Annotated in this window: 14 protein-coding genes and 2 pseudogenes; 8 read left to right on the forward strand and 8 right to left on the reverse strand. The window is 62.9% G+C overall.

The window, feature by feature from the left end; genetic code table 11:
- The first annotated feature begins 609 nt into the window (after window positions 1–609).
- From ACYVF3_RS13880 to ACYVF3_RS13905, 6 genes are all read left to right on the forward strand, one after another.
- Window positions 610–858, forward strand: coding sequence for a hypothetical protein (locus ACYVF3_RS13880; RefSeq protein WP_406689294.1), 249 nt, complete (start codon window positions 610–612; stop codon window positions 856–858).
- Between the two features lie 838 nt (window positions 859–1,696).
- Window positions 1,697–2,329 carry an isochorismatase family protein gene (locus ACYVF3_RS13885; RefSeq protein ID WP_406689293.1) on the forward strand — a complete coding sequence of 211 codons (633 nt, stop codon included), beginning with the start codon at window positions 1,697–1,699 and terminating at the stop codon, window positions 2,327–2,329.
- Window positions 2,330–2,453: 124 nt separating this feature from the next.
- Window positions 2,454–3,320 carry a DUF3891 family protein gene (locus tag ACYVF3_RS13890; RefSeq protein ID WP_406689292.1) on the forward strand — a complete coding sequence of 289 codons (867 nt, stop codon included), beginning with the start codon at window positions 2,454–2,456 and terminating at the stop codon, window positions 3,318–3,320.
- Window positions 3,321–3,848: 528 nt separating this feature from the next.
- A complete protein-coding gene (locus ACYVF3_RS13895; RefSeq protein ID WP_461154650.1) occupies window positions 3,849–4,985 on the forward strand; it encodes an aromatic ring-hydroxylating oxygenase subunit alpha in 1,137 nt (378 codons plus the stop codon).
- Window positions 4,986–5,853: 868 nt separating this feature from the next.
- Entirely contained in the window at window positions 5,854–6,846 is a 993-nt protein-coding gene (locus tag ACYVF3_RS13900) for an IS481 family transposase (protein WP_461154651.1), read from the forward strand.
- Window positions 6,750–8,144: an APC family permease gene (locus tag ACYVF3_RS13905; RefSeq protein ID WP_461154994.1), complete on the forward strand. Its 1,395-nt coding sequence runs from the start codon at window positions 6,750–6,752 to the stop codon at window positions 8,142–8,144. The genes ACYVF3_RS13900 and ACYVF3_RS13905 overlap by 97 nt, the downstream gene beginning before the upstream one ends.
- A 1,270-nt stretch (window positions 8,145–9,414) precedes the next feature.
- Here ACYVF3_RS13905 and ACYVF3_RS13910 read toward each other — a convergent pair.
- From ACYVF3_RS13910 to ACYVF3_RS13940, 7 genes and pseudogenes are all read right to left on the reverse strand, one after another.
- A pseudogene (locus ACYVF3_RS13910) lies at window positions 9,415–9,594 on the reverse strand (ISL3-like element ISAzba9 family transposase); the annotation flags it as partial.
- Between the two features lie 685 nt (window positions 9,595–10,279).
- Window positions 10,280–11,125: pseudogene (locus ACYVF3_RS13915) on the reverse strand (ISL3 family transposase); the annotation flags it as partial.
- A gap of 383 nt (window positions 11,126–11,508) precedes the next feature.
- The gene (locus ACYVF3_RS13920) at window positions 11,509–12,246 is read right to left on the reverse strand and encodes a maleate cis-trans isomerase family protein (RefSeq protein ID WP_406689288.1); all 738 of its coding nucleotides are present in this window, start codon (window positions 12,244–12,246) and stop codon (window positions 11,509–11,511) included.
- Window positions 12,247–12,433: 187 nt separating this feature from the next.
- A complete protein-coding gene (locus ACYVF3_RS13925; protein WP_406689287.1) occupies window positions 12,434–13,183 on the reverse strand; it encodes an SDR family oxidoreductase in 750 nt (249 codons plus the stop codon).
- 216 nt (window positions 13,184–13,399) lie between these two features.
- Complete coding sequence (locus ACYVF3_RS13930) at window positions 13,400–14,170, reverse strand: SRPBCC family protein (RefSeq protein WP_406689286.1); 771 nt, start codon at window positions 14,168–14,170, stop codon at window positions 13,400–13,402.
- 57 nt (window positions 14,171–14,227) lie between these two features.
- Window positions 14,228–15,394, reverse strand: a complete 1,167-nt coding sequence (locus ACYVF3_RS13935; protein WP_406689285.1) for an FAD binding domain-containing protein — start codon at window positions 15,392–15,394, stop codon at window positions 14,228–14,230.
- 251 nt (window positions 15,395–15,645) lie between these two features.
- The gene (locus tag ACYVF3_RS13940; protein WP_406689284.1) at window positions 15,646–18,021 is read right to left on the reverse strand and encodes a xanthine dehydrogenase family protein molybdopterin-binding subunit; all 2,376 of its coding nucleotides are present in this window, start codon (window positions 18,019–18,021) and stop codon (window positions 15,646–15,648) included.
- A gap of 161 nt (window positions 18,022–18,182) precedes the next feature.
- On the opposite strand from ACYVF3_RS13940, the gene ACYVF3_RS13945 reads away from it, so the two are divergent.
- Together ACYVF3_RS13945 and ACYVF3_RS13950 are read left to right on the forward strand one after the other, a co-directional pair.
- Complete coding sequence (locus ACYVF3_RS13945) at window positions 18,183–19,262, forward strand: alpha/beta hydrolase family protein (protein ID WP_406689283.1); 1,080 nt, start codon at window positions 18,183–18,185, stop codon at window positions 19,260–19,262.
- 40 nt (window positions 19,263–19,302) lie between these two features.
- On the forward strand, window positions 19,303–19,653 hold the full coding sequence (locus ACYVF3_RS13950; protein WP_406689282.1) for a cupin domain-containing protein: 351 nt from the start codon (window positions 19,303–19,305) through the stop codon (window positions 19,651–19,653).
- 1,099 nt (window positions 19,654–20,752) lie between these two features.
- Here the strand turns inward: ACYVF3_RS13950 and ACYVF3_RS13955 are convergent.
- Window positions 20,753–21,688, reverse strand: coding sequence for a glycoside hydrolase family protein (locus ACYVF3_RS13955; RefSeq protein ID WP_406689281.1), 936 nt, complete (start codon window positions 21,686–21,688; stop codon window positions 20,753–20,755).
- Window positions 21,689–21,729 lie beyond the last annotated feature (41 nt).

The raw sequence follows: 21,729 nt of genomic DNA on the forward strand, positions 1-21,729 counted from the left end.
GTCCCTTCTCAACTCCGCAGCGCCCCCGCCGACCAAGATCAGTTCAGGAACAGGCTCTAAGCCTGAGGCACGAGAAGTTCGAAGTGCTGACATCCGCTAAACAATTCACGCGTGTACGGTGCACCTGGTCGATGAGGCCACGGGCTCTGGTGAAGAACGTCAGCCGCGCAATGCCCCGAGCACGGCAACCGAGAAGCGGGGGCCGAGTTGCTTGGTCGTCTAGGTGTTCACCGCTGATGCGGGGGCTGGCACGTCAGGGCACCGGCACGAGTCCGGCGTAAGCAGCGCGGTGGCGGCTGGTGGGGCGTTCTACCAATCACCGATACTGAGCATCGAGCGTTAACTCGATCTTGTCCGCGGCCTCGAGCTGGGGCCAGCAGGCAGGGACAGGGTGGCGGCCTGCTGCGGTAGCACGACTTCAGTGGCTCTAGTGCCGAGAACGGTTTCCTCATACCATGCCGCACCTGTGCCCTGCCACGGCGATCTGAGCGGCGCCCGGCTCATGACCGAGATCGGAGACGACGCCGACACTCGCTCTACCGAGGCCGACGCCGGCGCACCACCCATGACCATCTCCTCCGGAGGTAGCGTAACCACCCCTGTTGCCAGGTGAAGAAGAACGACCGGCGCACCGATCGGCTTTCTCTGAGCCACGCTTGGCCGAATCTTTCCGGCCAGACCTATGCTCCGATCAACTTATTCGGCGGCATCGGCATCAGGATCACCGCCCGCATCCTGGCTCGAGATCAGCGCCGTCTCGCACTTCCCCAGCTCGGCACATCACGCCGCCCATACCGGCAACGCAGAGAAATCGTGGGGGCAGGCCGCCGACAAAAGTTGAAATCGCCGCGAGGATGAACCGAACCCGTACGTGCGTGCAGGAAGTTCCAACGCCGCCGGAAACTGAGCCTGGTTAGCAGTCGCGGTCACCCAACGGCTGCGTGTAAGGGGGAGGTGAGCACAGACCACCCGGCTGAGCATACGCATGGCCAACGGCTGCAGGTGAAGGGCAAGCGACGAGACATGCACTCAGCAGCCCGCGCTCTCGCGAGTCAGGCGCCTTCGAGCGCGGCGACTTCCCCAGCGGGAACCGGATAGCCGGTGAGCGAGTCCCCATAGAGGCGCCTGTAGTTGGTTGGCGCTCTGCATGAAAGGAATGCCGTACCGCTCGCTCTCTTTGGCTGCGTTCGGTATGCAGTCGGCGGCGATCCACGCGCCACCGAACTCGATACCTCTCGCGCGCCTTGGACGTCCTGGAGCAGGCGCTGCCCCCGTCCGGTCGTGTGCCGCGAGAAGGGCGACCGCGCAACTTCGGTCTGCCAGGTCGCGTTCCGCGGTGACTCCGGCATAACCTCCACCGACGACGACTACGTCGAACTTACTGACCTCAGCCATGCGCGAATCTCCTTTTCATAACCAACAGCGCGGAGCCTCAGTCGCATGTCACAGGAGCATCCTCGGCGCTTCGCGGGCCGACGTCTTTTGCACAAGGTAGACAAAGTTGGGACGAACCTAGTCAACTTCCGGCAAGTCCCCAGGCGCACACAGATGTTTGACTAGTCGGCAAAGCCCTTATGGGACATGCCACCTGCCGCTGAACCCTGAGACGATCGCTGAAATCGATCTCGTCGGATAGCCCTTGCAAGTAGCGCATGCGCTGAAGGTGCAACTCATTGAACAGGAAAGGAGATTACCGATGGCTGTCAAGGCAGCGCAGCTGTACCGTGAACGACGAATCGGGGAGAGGCAGACACCGATCACTCGACCAGCACTGGTGATCGTCGATCTGACGTACGGGTTTACCGAAGCCGACTCCGACTTGGGATGCGACGCAGACGAGGCAGTAGCTGATACTGCGAAGCTACTGAACGTGGCGCGGACACGCGATGTGCCACGAGTGTTCACCCGAATCGAGTACGACGAGAGCACCGCAGCCATCGCAGCGCCGTTTCTCGAGAAGATGCCCGCGCTGCGGGAGTGCGTTACCGGCACCCATTGGACGCAGATTGATCAACGTATCGCACCGGCCCCAGGGGAACCGGTCCTGAGCAAGCTGTTTGCCTCAGGTTTCTTTGGAACCAGCCTGGCACCGTTCCTTGCAGGTCACGCCTGCGACGGGGTAGTCGTCACCGGAGCGACCACTTCTGGATGCGTGCGCGCCACCGTGGTCGATGCGCTGCAGCATGGCTACCGCACAGTCGTGCCTCGCACTGCGGTAGCCGATCGGGCCACTGAACCCCATGAGGCGGCTTTGTTCGATATGGATGCCAAATATGGGCAAGTCACCTCTTTCGCAGAGGCCGAGACAATACTCCGCGGGGAGGACTGAAAAGGTCGATTCGCGACGCGGGCAAGAAAGCCCCCATTTCTAGCGCGAAACATTACAGCGAAACCCAATCTCTATCGACACCCAAAACTCACACTAATCCGCCCCGGCGAAAAGGAACCTTAAGATGCTAATCACCCGACGCGGCGACGACCTGGTCCTGGTGGACCAGAACGAACACGGCAGGCTCGCCGGCGAGTTCACCACCCGCTGGGGAAACTCCAGCTTCGACGCACCAACCCGGCGCGAGAACGTCCAGCTTGGCACCGCACGCCACGATGACGGCTGGCGTGAAGCCGACGCCGAGCCTCTGTTCAACACTGAGGAACAGCGCCCGCTGCACTTCCTGGAAGTCGCTATGGAAGAGCACATGCCGCTGTACCAACGAGGCGTGGACCGGGTCTACGCCGAGGACGCCTACGCCGGCTTGCTCGTCAGCATGCACTGGACCGGGCTGTACCGAAACCGGTGGGGCATGCAGGAAGGCGGCGTGGGCATCAAGCCGGCAGCCACCCCGCTGGACAAGATCCGTGAGCAGCACGTTGCCGACGAAGAACAGCGCTGGGCAGAGACGAAGAAGTCTCTGATCAAAAACACCATTCGCAGCGACTTCGAAGCTAACCTGTGGTACCACTACGACCTGCTGCAGATTTGGGACCTATTCTCCCTTTACACGGCGCTGGGCGACATCACACCGGACAGCTCGCCCGCAGTTCCACTGGCATCGCAGTTGAGCAGCATCGACCAACAACCCGGACCGCGCACAATTCAACTCGCCCCTACCGCCGTCGGTGGCCGCAGAGTCGACCTCACCATCAACCCGATCAAGCCTGGAGTCGTCACCGTCGACCCGTTCCCTTTCGACGGTGACGTGGTGGCAACCCTTTCCGCCCAACGCATTCCTGACCGGACCTACCGCGACCAGACAGATCTGAACACCGCACTCACAGCAGCAGAGCCAACCACGTTGGAATGCCGCTTCACGAAACCATAACCAACAGGCGCGGTGACATCGCGGCGGTGGTGTCGAGCCAGCGTCACGAAGACTCCCATTCACGCCACGCTCCTGACGAGGACAGAGCAGGGCCGGGTGTAAGTTTCACAGAGTTAGCAGGCAACCGCCCGTGGCTAGCGCCAGCACGCCGTCGCAGCATGGGGAGCCCGACGTCGCCCGAAGCCGTCCGCGGACCGCTGCAGGCGGATTCGCGGACGACTTCGGTCTCACCGTCCACGGTCTAGCGAGCGCTCTGCCGCACCCGTGCGTGACGGTTGCGATCGCTGGGGCCGCAGCGATCTCTCCGACCCCTTCGCCATCTCGCCAGCACAACACATCTCCAGAGCGTCTCGAGCACCAGGGGCACGCTCTGGTCGGCGATCCACAACCGGTGATCACCCGTGAGAACGCGGCCCAGATCGGAGCTAGGTCCGCGTCTCAGACTTCAGGCGGTGCTGCCGGTGACGCGGAATGCGCACACAGCGCGACGCGCTCCAGAGAATCAGCACCCCTACTCAAGGAGATCACATGAGTACGGAAATCAGCTGGGGTTCTAGCGATGAGGAGCTAGACGGCCTAGCGCAAGCACGATGCCTTCCGCGCAGGGCGTACGTCGACCAGTCAGTGGCAGAAGCCGAGCAGGCGACCGTGTTTAAGCGTCATTGGGTGGCCGTCGGAGTTGCGGGCCAGATTCCAGATACAGGCTCGTACTTCACGACCGAGGTTGCCGGACAACCTTTGCTGGTCGTCCGAAGTGGAAATGGCGACGTCGCGGCCTTCTACAACACCTGTATGCACCGCGGAACTCTTCTGTGCACAGGCGCAGGCCGCGTCGACGAGTTCGTCTGCCCGAATCACGGATGGCGCTACGGGGTGGATGGTCAACTTGACTACGCACCGTGGTTCGAGCGGGTGCAAGGGTTCGATCGGCGCGAGGCTGCTTTGGTTCCCGTCCGACTCACGGTGTGGCAAGGTGTGGTTTTTGTCAACTTGTCCGGCGATGCTCCAGGTCTCGATGAGTTGGTCCCTGAGGTCCCGTCGGAGCTCCTCGGCTATGGCGTATCCGCGTTGCGATGCGTTCGTTCCACGGATTACGAGTTTCCGGGGAACTGGAAGCTTGTCGCTGAGAACCTGGCGGAGGCCTACCACATTCCTTTCGTCCACGGGTCCCTGGGAGACGATCTCCGCCTCGATGGTTTCGTCTACGGCGAAACAACGGATCCACTGTCCACGTGGTACTACGTCGAGCGTCGAGGCGACGAGGACCTGTCTGTCCTCGGCGACTCCGGGAACCGGGCACCCCTGCCGGCGGTTGACCGCGAAGGAAAGAAGAGGTTGCGCCTGTGGCGGGTCTTTCCTAACGTGCAGTTCCTTTGCAGTCCAGACCATGTGGTCGTGCTCGTGATCGTCCCACGAGGAGTAGATCGGTCCATCGTCAGAGCACACATCCTTCTCGCTCCGGGCGAGACCGCTCACGAGGACATCCACGATCCGTTGGACAGAGCGATGTTCGAGGACGCATGGATCGTAGGGCGCATGCAGGACGGACTCGCCGCTGAAGCCTTCATCTCAGGACGCATTCAAGTGCCGACTGAGAACAACGTCTTCCACTTCCATAGGCAGATCAGGAAGGAACTGGAGAGTGTAGGAGTCAACCTGGAATAGCATGCCATCGGTTGGAGGCGCCTCTTTGTTGATCGCGGCGCGGTAGACCGCCACACGTAGAGGATGCGCATTTGCGTCGCCAGAAGCGTTGGGCCCTCGTTCCAAGTATCCCCAGGCGCGGGTGTCGGCGGATGGAGCTTTGACCGCGTGGTGTGGCGAAAAGCTTCATCCTCCACCGGCAGGATCGTAATTGGAGCGCTGGTACGAGAATCGCTCGCTTGAATCCCGATCGACGTGGCTGCTCTGGGCTACTCGGCCCGTGGACGTCACCGTCAGCACTGATCGAAGTCCAGGGGCGGACACTGGACAAACCGGCACTCCAAGCGCCGCCCCAGCGGCTGATGTCGATCTCCGTGGGCGACCGCTGTCTCGGCGCGCCGCTGTCCGCTGATCGGCGAGGACAAGCCCGGACACACCTCCCATGGCAGTTCAGCATCCCCCGCCGCTGACCATGGCGAGCGCATAAAGTACGTCGACGCCTTCGAGCAGACCCTTACCAAACTCGGCAATGTCGCAAGCCAGTTTGCACGATAGGACCAAATCCCAAGAGTGTGACCGCGTTCATACTTCCCCTGCTGAGCAACCGACTCACTAGGAGAAGAAATGCCATCAGACGTCACGGAACCAACATCGGATGGTCATGAGGAACTTAGTGGCCTCCAGCAGGGGACGCTGAGCCTGCCCAAGGCGCTGGGTCTAGCCGTCGTCACCTTCAGCCCGGTGCTCATGGCGGCCACCGCACCCGCCCTAGCTGTAGTGCCTCGGGAGGTTGTGTACGGGACACGGGACGGATGATCTTGGAATGAGTGAGGACCTCCGGGTTCGGTGTGGATCACCACATCACACGCCGAACACGCAGGAGGTCCTCGTGTGTCACCGTAACGCCCCGTTGACCGAGACAGGCAGGCTGCGCTTGGCCCGGTGTGTCGTGGAGGACGGGTGGGTGCTGCGTCGGGCCGCGGAGCGGTTTCAGGTGTCGGTGACCTGCGCCAAACGGTGGGCTGATCGCTATCGGGTGGCCGGGGAAGCCGGCATGGTCGACCGGTCGAGCCGACCGTGGCACAGTCCGCGCCGCACACCGTCGCGTCTGGAACGGCGGGTCATCAAGGTCCGTGTGCTGCGCAGGTGGGGGCCGGCACGGATCGCCGGGCTGCTGGGCCTGAACCCGTCCACGGTGCACCGGGTACTCACCCGCTACAACATCGCTCGCCTGAGGCACCTGGATCGGGCCACTGGCCGGGTCGTGCGCCGCTACGAGCACGCCACGCCGGGCGAGTTGGTGCATGTCGACATCAAGAAGCTGGGCAACATTCCCGACGGAGGCGGGCACCGGGCTGTGGGCCGCCAGGCCGGGACACGCCATCGAACCCGCACGCCGGGCAAGACGCTCGACCACAACGGCAACAGTCATGTGGGCTACAGCTACCTGCACAACGCCGTAGACGATCACTCCAGGCTGGCCTACAGCGAAATCCTGCCCGACGAACGCAAAGAGACCGCTGTCGCGTTCTGGCGACGAGCCCAGACCTTCTTCAGCACCTACGGAATCACCGTCGAACGAGTCCTGACCGACAACGGCGCCTGCTACACCTCCCGCGTCTGGAAAGACGCCCTCGCCGGAGCCGGAATCACGCACAAACGCACACGTCCCTACCGGCCCCAGACCAACGGGAAAGTCGAGCGCTACAACCGCACCCTGCTCGACGAATGGGCCTACGACCGCCCCTACGACTCCGAGACCCAACGCCGCGCCGCCTTGCCCACCTGGCTGCACTTCTACAACCACCACCGCGGCCACACCGCACTCGCAGGCCAACCACCCGCCAGCCGCGTACACAACCTCTCAGGTCAGTACACCTAGCCGGTGGGGTCGCCGGCGCCAATGCCTGGCTGTCCGTTCTCGCCGGTACCGCCCTCGTCACGTTCATCGGCATGGCGATCGTGCCGTTCGCCCGGCGCTACGTGGTATCCGGCGCTCTGTACTCCTACATCGGTCACGAGTTGGGGTCCAAGGCGAGTGCCGTCGCAGGTGCGTCCCTGGCCGTCGGCTACGCCACCGGTGTAATCGTCTGTCTGCAGGTCTTCGGCGTGTACGCCGGGAGTTTCATTGCCACCGTCTTCGACCTTCCCGCGGCCAACGGCTTGGGAGGTCAAACGATCATGTGGGTGCTGGCTATGCTGAGCATCGCTGGGTTCGCTATCCGCGGGCTCGATACCTCCACCCGGCTGAGCATCGGCCTGCTCTTCGCCTCCGCACCCATCGTCGCAATCATCCTGGTGGCCAACGTCTTCACGGACGGCTTCACCTTCTCGGAGCAGTTCAACTTCGGTGAGTTCACCCTCAGCGGGTTCTTCTTCGGCATCGTCCTGTCGGCCACCTTCTTCGTGGGTTTCGAGTCCAGTGCCGCCACGGCGTTGGAGACCAAGAATCCGATGCGTACAGTTCCGCGATTGATGACGCTGGTGCCGCTGATCGTCGGGAGCGTCGGAGTCATCGCGACACTGCTCTCCGTACCCGTTCTGCCGGAGATCGCCGATGCCACCGCGACCGGGGAGTCCCCCCTCTCCGCGATGGCCGACAACGCCGGACTCGGGGCGCTCGCCCCGGTGGCAGACCTGTTCCTGGCCATCATCTGCTACTCGGTGGTCCTCGGATTCATGAACTACGCGCCGCGTGTGTGGGCCACGATGGCCGTCGACGGCATGCTGCCGAAGTACCTGGCGCACGTTGACGGGAAGCGTCACACACCCGTACGAGCGATCGTCGCCATCGCCGTGCTCTCGACAATCGTTCCGATCGCGTTGGCCGGGTTCAGCGGCGGCACCCCGCTCGAGGTATACACCCACGTCGCCGCCCTGTTCCCGTACTACTGGGTCATCCCGTACGTGCTCATCTGTGTCGGCGCGATCGTCATGCTGGCTCGCCGACACGAGCTTCGCGCCGGCATGGTCTTCGTCTGCGTCATTGGGGCGGCGGGCATCGGCTACGTGTGGCTGAGTGCCGTGCTGAGCCCCACAGGTACCTCCCTCGACGCGATGACCTGGGCCGCTCCCATCACAATCGCCCTAGCGCTACTTGTGGTCGTGCCCATCCGGATGCAGTTCAACCGGCGCTCCCGCAAGGTCCAGTCCGAGATCCCCGCGGATGAGCTCGGCTGATCCCTAATCGATCCGCTCAGTGCCCGACAGGCAGGTACAGCACACCAAGACACGAACCACTGTCCTGGTGTGGTGCCGCGGCTCAACCGGCGGCGCCCACTCGACGTAGTCGGCCGTCTTCAGCTTCCCGGTGCGGACCGGTGGACTGTCACGGATCGCTTCGGTCTTGAACAGCCGATCGTCGATTTCAGAGAGGGCAGTCATATGCGTCGCCGATCGATCTCATCGACGCATATGACTGCCCTCCAACGCGAGCGACACGCTCGTCGGTCTCCTTCAAAGCCTCCCACAGGCCTTGCCGAGAAGCTTGGCGCGACAAGGCGGGGCGATCGCGCCGAACTATCACGCGTTGCGCCCGGCCCGGGTGCGCGGCCAAGACGACGATCAAGCAGGTTCCATACCGGACGTACCTGGCGTCCTCGCGTCGGCCACTCCTCGGCGTCGCGTGTGGTCGGCACATTCACCAGCCATGATCACCCCCGAGAAGGCGGCCAAATTAGGCGCGCGAGTTCCCGTCGCTGAACGCGGCTACTTCTCGCGTTGGTCGCCGACTCCCCCCGAAGGAGGTGGCGGACTTCTGAAGATCTCCTTCACGCGCCGCAGCTCGCGGTTCTGACGATCGAGCTGCTTCTCTCGCTTGGCTTCGGGAGTCGTGCCTGCAGACTTGCCCTCTCGCGACTCCCGCACTGCGGGACCACACTGGCGAATCGGCTCGATCGAAACCCTAAAGCCCGTGGCTCGATTGAGCAGGACACGCTCCATCCGCAGCTTCGTGCGCTCCCGGAGCCGCATCCGTGGACCCACTCCCTGATGCATAGGGAGTGATCAGCGTGGAGTCCTGGGCAGAGATCCGGCATCTGCATCGATGTGAGGAGATGCTGATTGAAAGCTCCCTCGCTGGCTGAGGTTGTGGCTCTCCAATTGCCTGATCCCCGGGGTTTCGTCGCCGAGATCAGTCCTGCAAGTGCTGAGTGCCCCCTCCAGAACCAGCCGCAGCGGCTCGCGCTTGTATGGGAGCGCGATCGCGGGTTCGGGCGACTCGAACTCGCTCGCCACTCGGTGACTTTCGAACGTCACCTCGGCCAGCGGGCGCGGCGACATCGCGTCCCCGATGCAATGGACGGCTTGGATGCCTGCTTCAGCCAGCGCATCGCGGTCGCTGATGAGCGTTCCCGTCCCAACCCTACGGAGCTGGGAACAAACCATGGTGTCGACGGTGGTTGAAATACTGGTTCTGTCTCACTTTTGATGATCTTTCTCGCAGCGTCGGTCAGGTGTGGTGGAGGACGCGGATGCGGAGCAGGTCAAGGTTGGCGCGGCCGGACATCTGGCGTTTGAGCATTTTGATCCTGTTCACCTGGCCCTCGACGGCCCCTGAACTGTGGGGCAGGGTCAGCCCGGCGCGCACGGCGTCGAAGTCGCGCTCGAGGCCGGCGGCGAAGGAGCGCAGCTCGCTGATGCGGTGCGCTTGGCGGAGGCGATCCAGTCGGGCAGGCGCTCGCCGGCGAGGTGGCAAACCATGTGCGCGAACCGGCGGACGTGCTCGGCCAGCACGGCCAGTTCCGGGCTGCGGTCAAGGATGTCCTGAAGCTCTTGCCGCGCCTGGCGTCCAGGTTCTCCGGGGCGGTCATCAGCCAGCTGGTGGCCCGCCGGACGGTAAGTGGCTTCGGTGCCGGCGGCGGGACGTGCCGGGGTGTGGTGCGCAGGCGGCGGATGTAGTCGCGGACGACGGTGAAGCCGCCCGTGTATCCCCGAGCGGTGATCTCCTGACAGAGGCGGGTGGCGTTTGTGCAGCCAGCCTCCCAACGTTGGTGTAGGTAGGGCTTGTATGCCTCCAGCAGGCTGGCGCGGTGTCCGGTTCCGTTGTTGACCAGCAGTTCGTCTGGACGATCGGCGCGGGCGAAGCGCCGCACGGTGCCCCGCGACAGTCCAAGCTGCTTGGTGATCGCCCTCAGCGTTAGGCCCTGGTCCAGCAGGTCGTGTATCTGGCGGTGGCGGGTCCGGGTGCGGTGCGCGATGCGGTCTTTGCGGTCGACGGGCGCGACTGGCGCTGGACCGGGTGGCACCGCTGGCATCGCGCAGGGCCCGGCCGTGCTTGATGGCACCGAGGTGGGCTCGGGCATCTGGAGCGCTGCGCGGTGGCGGGCGACGGCCTTTTCGACGGCCTGACCCAGGTTGTGCCACAGGTGCCACCTGTCAGCGATTTGGATCGCCTGCGGTGCGCCGCGGGCTGCCGCGTCGGCGTAGGCCCCGGCGCGGTCCCGGCAGACGACCTCCACACCCGGGTGCCGTGCGATCCAGGCGGCCACGGTGTAGGCGGTGCGGTTGGCCAAGAGGTCGACCGGGCGGTGGGTGCGAATGTCGATCAACACAGTGCCGTAATGGTGTCCGCGGCGCAGGGCGAAATCGTCGACCCCGACCTCCACCAGATCGCCGGTCTCGGGCAGGGGCAGCGCCCGCAGCAGCCGCAACAGGGTCATGTGGGAGACCTCAGCCGCCAGCCGACGGGTCATCCGCGCCCCGGCGCGGCCGCCCAGCGCCAGCGCCACGTCGGCCAACAACCTGGTCAAGGAGGGGGTGCGACGTTGGTAGCGTTCGGTCAGGCCAGCAACCTGCTCTACGAAAATCCGTTGTGAGCAATCAGCGTTACCGCACCGGAAACGCCTGACGCGTAACCGGATCACCACTTCCCGGCCGCTGACGCACTGATCAGCGACGCGCCGCTCGTAACGGCTATGCACGCGATCGGACGAGATGCCACAGCCAGGGCACGCCGCCGACGGCGCGCACGCGGCCGCCTCAAACCGCACAGCTCCTTCTTCGGCTGTCAGCCGTTCAAGCCGCACCTGCTCCAACTGGGGAAACAGCGCCCTCAGCAAGTTTCCTGCCATCTCGTCCAAGATCACGAACTTCGGCTTATCGCACCCAACGATGATCACCGAAAGTGGGAAGAACCAATTTTCGACCGTCGTTGACACCATGGCATGGTGCAGCGGGCCGCTGACAAGATGAACTACGAGATGGACTGACCGCTACCGCTTCGTCGACTCCCAAAAGACCGACGGGTTTGCGGTAGCGGCCGTGTCTCGAGTCCCAGCGGCCTACTACGATTAGCCGATACGGACCGGCCGGTGTCCGGTAGGACAGCGGTCGTGGAGTCGTCCTTCGCACGTTGGAACGAGAAGTCGTGCACCGACAACGCTTCATCGTCGAACTCATCCACGCCAAGTCATCCTCACCTGGATCCAACATCCGGTACAACCGCAGACGACTGCGCACCGCCCCTGCTACGCCAACCCCGCGCTGCGGGAGCGCGAACAACAACCTCCCGGGCACATCCCGAGTCCGGCCAACAAGGGAGAGCTCAGTTGCGCAGTGCGGCTCCGGCACCGCTGATATGAGCCGGCAGGTCGGCCGCGAGCAGCAACTCACGTGTGGTGGACGTGGCGGCCGTGACCACGGGGAGGCCAATTTTGTTCTCCACCGTCTCCACGGCTGGCAGGGACGGCATTTGCACGCAAGCCGAGAGCACCACCCCTTCGGCACGACTGAGGTCGAGTCGCTCAACATGGCTGGGCAGGTTGCACGGGTCGAGAACACCAACTTGATGGTTGTCCGGGACACCGAGGCTGACCGAGTCAGTCACTTCGATGTCATACGCGGCCAGGTACTGAACCACCATCTTGGTCAACTCAGGCATGTAGGGCGTAACCATCGCCACCCGGGAAAGCTTGAGGTCGAGCAGAGTACGGACCAAAGCACCAGCACTACTCACGACCGGCACAGGGCTCCCGCCCGCCGCAGCAACGTCAGCCAACCTGGGTTCGATTCGTTCGTGGGCCCGGGGCCCTTCAGCCATAAGAGCGATCAGACACGCGTAACCGATGGCCGAGACCCGGGCGTCAGCGAGCTCGGCCGCGCAGCGGTCACCTTCCCCGACCATCCGGTGCAGCGATTCGGCATCGACAGTGTGTAGAACGGCGCGACTGGAATGGATCGTGAACGTGTGGTCCGACTTGTATCGGCGCAACAGTTCAGGAATCTCGGTCTCCATGGTGGTATTGGAGCTTGGCACGATGAGCCCCATTCGATACAGCGACACCGGTGACTCCCTTTTGATAGGCGGTTAGTTGCAATTTGTGTCGACAGAACTTCCGGTAATCCCGGACGCCGCAGGTCGATGACGAGGTGAGCCGAGCGATACGACATGGCCTCCTTCACGCGCCTACACCGGCTACGACGCAGCGACGCTGATTGGCACGCTCAATAGATACCATTCCGCGCATTGCTTACCCGGCTAGCCACCCGCCATCAACGGGAATAGAGGTTCCTGTCGTGTGGCGGGCGGCTGGCGAGCACAGGTGGGCCACGAGCTCGGCTATCTCTTCGGCACTGACCAATTCTTTGATCGCTGCTCCGCCGAGCATGACGTCCTCGACAATTCGCTCCGGAGTGGTGTTGTACAGGTGCGCCTGACGGTTGGCCAGGTCGTATGTCAGTGGGGTTTCGACCCATGCCGGTGCGATGCAGTTCGATGTCACACCGTGCTTGGCTCCCTCCAGGGCAATCGTCTTCGACAAGCCCTCAACCCCATGCTTCGCCGCGACATAGGCCCCTTTTCGCACGTCGCCAAGCACTCCGCGGATCGACGTAACGTGTACAAATCGGCCCCACCCCCGGGCATACATTCCCGGCAGCACCGCCCGTGTGATACGGAACGGAGCCAGCAGCATCACCGTCAGCAGTCGGTCGAACTCCGCTGGCGGAAACTCATCCAGAAGTGCGAGATGCTGCACGCCCGCGTTATTGACGACGATGTCTGCCTCAAGACCCTCCAGCGCGGACTCAACCATCCCCAAATCTGCCAGATCCACAAAGAGTGCCTCGCCGCCGATCTCCTCGGCAATCTGCTTTGCACCGTCAGAGCGAACGTCCAGTACCACCACGCGAGCTCCGGCAAACGCCAGACGCCGAGCGCATACGGCACCAATACCGCTGGCACCACCGGTCACCAACGCAGTTTTTCCGTACAGATTCATCAAACAGCCCCTAAGCAGTCCGTCATAACCGTATGGCCGGGTTTAGCCCGACGAGCGCCGCGGTAAACGGATCCACCTTCGGCCTTTGTTCATGCGCACGTCAACGTGGCCGATAGCCTGATGGACGACCTTCCCAGCTGGAACCCTTACTCTCGGGAGTCCTTATGCTCGCCATACCGGCAGTCGGCTAGTTCGCCACGGGTCAGGTGCCGACCATCATTCTGTCGCACTTGCAGAGCGTGAGCTCTCAGAGTTGAAGAGACCGAGTGAGTATCCTGCGGCGAACGCCCCAATCCCAGCAGCAACAACAGCGACAACGGACGAACGTGCCCCCGATGCAGCCGCAGTCACGCTGACGACACCAGCAACGACGCTCACCAGGGCAACCGCTCGTCGGGATACTGACGGCAATCGGTTCTTCGACACGCCCCTCGCCAACTTAAGTACATCAAGCGTGTCACACTCTTCGTGCACCCGTCGTGATGCCGCCGACTCGCCGACTTGGCTTGGCACGCTCGTGCCGGACGAATCTTCCTCACCGCTCTGGGAAGCCAACAGCTTTCCGAGCCGCTGGGCGAATGTGCCGATGATTCCGGCAGCTGCATCCTGTACGACACCCTGACCGAATTGTGCAAGCTTGCCGGTGATGTTTAGGTCGGTCTGCACGAGGATCTTTGATCCAGAACCCTCGGGCACGAGACTCGCGGTAATATTAGCTGCAACGTTCCCTTGTCCACGTGCATCTTTTCCGGTGGCCTTGATGACTGCCCGGTGGGATTCCTCATTCCGTTCGACGAACTCGGCCACACCCTTGTACTCAGCTGTGATCGGGCCAACTTTGATCTTTGCTTTTCCTTCGAAGATGTCACCGTCGGCTGCGGTGATCTTCGCACCCGGCAAGCATGGTGCGATCTGTTCGAGGTCAAGCAACACGGGCCATGCTTCAGCTGGCGGAACAGGAAGCGTCACTTCGTTTTCGATGAGCATTACCGAACCCCTTTGTCCTTATACCCTGGCTTTCTATTTCTACGACAATCCAGCTACCTATGCTGATTCAGGTAGGCCGAATCGAAATTCCGGGCGCCCCGGCGGGAACTCACCACCGTGCTGTAGACGTGCCGCCATTTTGCGAACCTTGCCAAGATACGCCTGCCCGACAGCGAGCTGATTGGCTTCCCACTCCTTAATCCGCTCCGGTCGTTGCTGCGGCGAGGTCGACAAAGCTTCTGCCAGTGTCCACGCGTCATGCGCGGCCTTGGCCGAACCGGCGGCAGCGTGCGGCCGCGGCGTGATTGCCGCGTCCCCTGCTAGAGCGACCCGGCCGAACACAGTGGCCTTTGGGGCGGCATCGTTGACCACCGTGACGAAGGGCTGATCCGCCCCGGTCACCATTTCCTGGAAGGGTGGTGTAAGTACCTTGCTGCGTTCGTGCAACGTCCTTTTCAACCGCGGGCAGAGCACATGTGAATGCACCGATACGGGCAGGCGTATGCCATTGCAATCGGTCATAACCTCGTCCAGCTCGCGCCCTTCGGGAATGTTCCAGTACCACTGGAAGTTTAGACGCTTCACGTCGGTCTCCTTCTCCCCTGGAATCGGGTACGCGATCAAATGCCCGTCTGGAAGAAGACCATACGTGAATGCGTCGTCGAAATATCCCCAAGTATTTTCGGAGACATCGCCCTGGTAAACGAGACCGCGCCACGTGACATAGCCAGCGTATTGCGGAGTCAGGCCCATTAGTCGTTGCCGGACAACCGACATGCCTCCATCGGCGCCCACCGCGAAGCATGCGGACGCATCACTGCCGTCAGCGAAGCGCAACTGTACCGAACGCTCGTCCTGATCCAGACCGACCAGCGACTTGCCGAGGTGATAGCGCTCTCGGCCGAAGAGATCAAGCAGCCGAGTATAGACACTGTCAAAGCTGGTGAACCGCCACGATGCGGAGACAGACCCCCGCTCTTCTCCCGTCGCAGCATCCACGTAACGCATCGAGGCGGAAGGGACGCTGATCGACTCGATCTGCGTACCGTGTTCCACCAGGTAACGAACGAGCTCAGGCTGCACGACGATGCCGTTTCCGAACCCGGACAACGGGTTACGCGAACGCTCGTACACGTCCACGTCGAATCCTGCGTCACGCAGCAGCAGAGCCGTGGTAAGACCGCAGATCGAGCCTCCGATTACCGCGATGCGCGAGATGTCCATACTTCACCTACCTTGACACGGTTTCGGTTTCCTCGTTCCGGTGCATGTAACTCTCTCCCGATACAAGCAACCGCACTATTGCACTGACGAACAACTCAGCCCTGATTGCTGTGTATCTCCTGACATCGCCGGAAGGCGCGACACGGTCGCACGTGGCAATGCGCTCGTGCCGGCCCCGGCCACCGAGCCCATCCTCGATGGCGTAATCGCGAAGACGCCGGGCCAGATTCGGGTGGTTATGAGGGGGTAAGTCAGTTGTCGTGTTCGTGCGCCGCGCGACATCGCATGAAGATGTCTTCGGGACGCAGGGGCAGACGGTCGCTGTGCGGCCCACCGCCGACTGCATCGTCGACGGCGCTCGCCACGGCGGCGCCGACGGCGATCAGGCCGACTTCGCCCAACCCCTTCGCACCGAGCGGATTATCCAGTGAGGGCGCATGTTCAGTGATGAAGATGTCGATGTCCGGCATCTCTTGCGCGGTCGGCAGCAAGTAGTCCATGAATGAGGTTGCGGTCGGCTGGCCGTCGTCCTCGTAGGTGAATTCCTCGTAGAGGGCGCCGCCGATGCCTTGGACGGCCGCACCGATCATCTGGCCGCGAGTCGTCATCGGGTTGACGACTCGCCCCGCCTCCGTGGTCGTAAGAAAGCGACGGAACTCGTGACCACCGGTTTCCGGGTCGATCTCGAGCTGCACAAGCGTGACACCGTACGGGTAGTTCATCAGATTGTTCCGGTACGCCGCATCCGCACGCAGGCCCGGTTGATCATCGACGGACCGTGCAGTGAATGGGTCCCAACGCTCGGCGATCTCGAACAAGCTGAGCCCAGCGTCCGCACCCTTGACGCTGATCGCTCCATCAACCAGATGGAGATCGTCTTCAGACGCTTCCAGCATGCTGCTAGCCAGGCGTTTCGCCTTCTCGACGACCTGGATTGCCGCTTGCCGTGCGGCGCCGCCGGCCAGCACTGTCGAGCGGCTCGACCACGAGCCGACTCCGTCCGGAACCAGCTCGGTGTCACTATGCTCGACATCGACAACTGCGGGGTCGATCTGGAGCTGCTCTGCGACGATCTGCGCCAGAACTGTTTCGACTCCCTGCCCCACCGAGGAAGCTCCGGTTAGCACGCGGACGCGACCGGCAGGGCTGATTTCGACCGATCCTGTCTCGTAGAGACCGAGCCCCCCTTTGTCCATCAGCACGCCAAGGCCGACTCCCACGTATCGTCCCTCGTTGCGCAGGGATTCCGCTTCGGTAACCCACTCGTCCCACTTGGCCTCAGCCAACGCGCGATCGAGGTGATCGACTACGTCGCCGGAGTCGAAGTGGAACGGCTCGTGCACCATGGTCACACCAGGCGACCAGGGAAGGTCGCTCTCGCGCAAAAGGTTTCGTCGTCGGATCTCGATGCGGCTGACGCCGACTGCAATCGCGGCGAGATCGAGAAGCCGTTCCCGCGCAAAGGTCGACTCGAAGCGCCCAGGTCCCCGGTAGGCGGCTAGCGGCGTCTTGTTCGTGAACACAGCGTGCAATGTCGCCTCGTAGGACGGGACTCGGTACGGACCGCACACAATGCCGGCTGTGATATCGCTGACCAGCGGCTCGGTCTGCCGGAAGAACGCGCCGTGATTGTGGAAGATCTCATCCCGCAAGGCGAGAATCTCACCGGCGCCGTTCAACGCGAGCTCCATACGGTGCACCTGCTCGCGCGCGTGTGAGGTGGCGACCATGTGTTCCTGGCGGTCCTCGACCCACTTAACCGGCTTCCGAAGGTGCCGCGCAGCCCAGGCGGCCACGACGTACTCCGGGAAGACATCGCCCTTGACGCCGAAGTTCCCGCCGATCTCCACGTGGCGCATGCGGATGCTCGTCTCGGGCATGCCGAGTATACGCGCGAGGATGCGCATGTTCCCGTGAACATGGACGGTGCCCCACATGTAAAGGACGTCTCGACCCGGATCGGGCTGGACGACACAGTTGCGGGTCTCCATCGGGACGCCGGAATGCCTTCCGACAGTGTAATCGTGGCGCACGACGTGCGCAGCGTCCGCAAACGCCTGGGCGACTTCACCGTAAGTCTTCTCGATTCGCGCGCCCTCATTGCCGAAACCGGGAAACAGGTCGACTTCCGATTCCACCGCCTCGACCGGATCCAGTAGAACAGGCAGCGATTCATAGTCGACGTCGACCAGCTCCGCCGCATCCTCGGCCGAATAGGGGTCGTCAGCCAGTACCGCCGCAACCGGCTGGCCGACGTAAAGCACCCGGTCCACGGCCAGCACAGGGTGGGTGAATGCCTCGAGGTCCGGATAGATCTCGTGGAAGCCGGCTTCCTCCAATGGGATGGTGCCGAGGCTCGCGAGGTCGTCTCCGGTCAACACGAGACGGACACCGGGCTGTTCCCTGGCCTGCTCCACGTCGACGGCGGCGATCCGTGCGTGCGCGTGGGTCGACCGGACGATCCGCAAGTGTAGCTGGCCGGGAAGGTCAACATCGCCAGCAAAGCTCGCTGCGGCCGTAAGCAGGCGGTGGTCCTCACGCCGCCGCACCGGCTGGCCGATGAAACGCATCGAGCGGCGCTGGTCATCCGCTTGACCTGTACTGACTGACTTCGTCGTATCCGCCATTATCCCATTATCTCGGCAGGTGCCGTCGCCAGCGTGTGCAGAGAACAACAAAAAGCCCGGACGAATCAGCGCTGTGTGCAAACGCGCACCACCGCTCCACTCCCCACAATGTCGAAGACATGCCCTCTACCAGGCTTCACAGAACTCACTCAGGGAGCACCGTGTCCACTACCGATGGCGGCGTACGCTCGGAGCCGCATGAGCCCACCCCGGAGCAGGAAATGCTGAACTGGGGTCGCCTGATCCTCGACGGCGTCCCGTTCGCCGATCTCGTTGGGGCGCGCAACCGTCCTGGTGATCTCAGTTGGCTGGACTATTGGATGGGCCGCGCCACTGAATACGAGGAGCTCGCGGAGAGGGCCCTCGCCGAAGAACATCGCCGATCGGCTGGCGAGTACTTCTACCTCGGCACTCTCGCCGCCCAGTATGCGCAGTTCCTGTGGTTCGGGTCAGAGCGTGCTGCGGCACAGGAGCGCAAGGCCGCGCTGTACCGCAAGGCCGCGACCTTGCTCGATCCACCTGCCCATCATGTCGACCTGACCATCGATGGGGTACCGGTGCGGGTGTACGTCCGCGTTCCCGATCGGCCAGCGCCATACCCAGCTGTGGTGTTGCTCGGCGGCCTGGAAAGCACCAAGGAAGAGAGCCGCCAGATGGAGGACCTTCTGCTGGCGCGTGGGATGGCGACCGTGACGTTCGACGGCCCGGGCCAGGGTGAGGTCTTCCCTTTCCGGGCGCTCTCGGCTGATTTCGAAACCTTCACCTCTGCCGTCGTCGACCACCTCATCAGCAGGGAAGACATCGACTCCTCCGCTATCGGTGTGCTGGGGCGCAGTCTCGGTGGCAATTACGCCCTCAAGTCCGCTGCCTGCGATGACCGCATCGCGGCATGCGTGTCCTGGGGAGGCTTTTCGGACATGGATTCGTGGGACGCCGAGACTCCCCTGACCAAGGAGAGCTGGCGTTACGTGAGTAAGGTCGCGACCCTAGAGGAAGCCCGTGACCACGTTCAAAAGGCCACGGAGACCCGCCATGTCCTCGGTAACATCCGATGCCCCACCTACATCCTGCACGGTGTCTATGACGAGGTACCCGTGACATTCGTGGACACCGTTCGCGAACACATCACGAACGCCCCGCTCACCATCGTGGTTGAGAACCAGGGTGACCACTGCTGTCACAACCTCGGCGTCCGCCCCCGACTGCAGATGGCCGATTGGATGCACGACCAGCTCTCGTAACAACTCGGTTCACCGCTGTTGTGAAAGGAAGGTCCAACCGATGACCGCGATCCGTTCCGTCACGACATCCAACGCCCCGTTGGAGGCCTGGCAGCCTGAAGGAGTGACGATCCTCGAAGCCAACCCCGACGGGCACGGATTCACGCTCGCAGAGCAAGCATCCGGCCCTACTTTCGCCACCGGGGTGTTCGCCTGCCAACCGTCGGTAACGACCTACGAACTCACGGCCAACGAGATCATCTATGTCGTCGAGGGATCCGTCAGCATCGCTCTCGATGACCACGAGGCGGTCGAACTGACCGTTGGTGACCTGGCGTTTCTTCCCAAGGGTCATCTATCCACCTGGACATTCCACGCTCCCTTCAAAGAAGTGTGGTTCCTGGTCGAATGATCCATACTCCGCCATACCTCTACTGATACAGCGTGCTTGGTTGTCAACGGAAAGCAGGTTGCGGCCCCGCCCGGATTGACGTTCGGGGCGGGGCCTCATTGCCCCGCCGACGCAGGGGCCTTGGTAGCCGTTTCGTTGGCGACGCCTCTCTCGTGCACGGGATGCGTGCGGTGAAGTTCCGATCAACAGGCCAGGACTCTCCACCGACGCATTCGTTTCGACTGTCCAGTTCGGACCCGGACAGATACCAGTCCGTCATCCGGAGAAAGTCCGCCAGGGACACATCATCCTCGCTGACGCGACCGACTCGGATCCCCTAGCGTAAGTGGTCTTCCCTGACATAGGCGCTCTTCACGTTTTGCCTCGACGACCTACCCATTCACTGTCACGTTCACCCGTGACGCGGAAATTGGCGCACACCGACGACCAGCAATGACAGCTACGTAGCCCTCCACGGGCCCGGTAGATCAGTTTCATCAGCCTTCCTCGTCGACGGGCCCCGCATCCAACATCAAGCGGTAACGGGACGTGTATGTGTCACCGGCGGTCGTCGCATCAAGCTCGACCGAGTACAAAAACCCCAGCTCGGTGGTGGTCGAGTTGCCTATCGCATCCCAAGCTCAACAACTCCAAAAGTCATCCCAAAAAATGCGAAAGCCCCGACCTAACGCCCCCGCAGCAGCTCAACCTAGATCCACACCGCAACGCAAAACGGCACGCTGACCTGCACCTGCGTGCATGTCAGCGTGCTGCTCAACCGGCCGGGACGACGGTGTGTGCCTCAGGACATCGGAATGAGGTGACTCGCTCGCGTCGGAATGGGATGTCTTAGATCACAAGAGCGCTTCCCTGCAGTCAAGGACCGAGTTTTCGGGCCTCGGACACTCTTTTACTCACGGCCCTTCTTGCCCCGTGATCAGAGCCCCTCATCGCTGACCGCGGACTCGTTCTGCCAGTATTCGGCGATGGGGGTTCGCCTCGGAGCCCTAGCAGCGTCTGAGCCAGGTTTCTTGGATTCCAGCGGTCGTCGCAACACCTAGGTAATGGTGGGGTTGGTGGCTGGATTCTCGACGTCCGTAGTGGCGGCCCTGGAAATTTTTCAGCTGAGTTCGAGTTGTCCGTTGGCCCAATGAACGGGAAGGGGGTCGACGATGTTTCCGGTGAACTTCGGCCCGGGCAAGCCGGTGGCGAACGCCAGGAGCACCTCGGTCCCGTTGCCGTCACGGGCGATTCGTCCGCTGTAGAGATCCTCGGACGTCAGCTGTTCAGCTCGACGGAGGTCGATGGCCTCGCCTGCGGCGGGCGCCCACCACACGCCGCCGGCTCCTCCTCGCAGACGCCGCGCCTCGGTGAGGGTTTCCTGCGCGGTGGAGAAGATGAGCGCCTCGGATCCACCACCGACCGACACCAGCTGCGGAACTTCCAGGTGCCCGAACCCCATGCCGGGCTCGGTCAGCGGAGGCAGCACTTCCCACTCCTCCAGGTCTGTGGAGACGGCGTGGCCGACGACACCGCGATCGTCGTCCGGCCCTTCGTTGGAACGCGCGGTGATCAGCATGTGCCAGCGGCCATCAGCTCCGAAGTACACCCACGGGTCGCGCCAGGCCTCTTCTGGCCAGGTCGAGGTGCCACGGCGTTCGTACCAGCGGCCATCGGCGGACAGCGCGAAGTCAGTCCGCTTCGTCCAGGTGAACAGGTCGCGCGAGGTCGCCAGTGCGATGGTCTGGGTGTTGCCCTCCGCATCCCAGACCGAGCCGGTGTAGTACATCCGCCAAAGCCCGTCGGGCCCGCACACCACGGACCCGGTCCAGGTCGCGGTCTCGTCGATCGCACCAGCTCGACCGGGTTCGAGCACGGTTCCGCATTCTTCCCACGTCACCAGGTCCGTCGAGGTGGCGTGGCCGATGGTGGCGTTGCGGTGACGAAGTTCCGCGTCACCGAGCGATTTCGGGGCCTGGAGGAAGAACATGTGGTGCACGCCTTCGGAGAAGGCGAACCAGAAGTCCCAGATCCAGCGATCTTCCGGAGCGAACAAGGCGGAGCAGTCCTTTCAGTCCACAATGCTGCAGGCAGCGC

Source organism: Saccharopolyspora tripterygii, assembly GCF_054778355.1.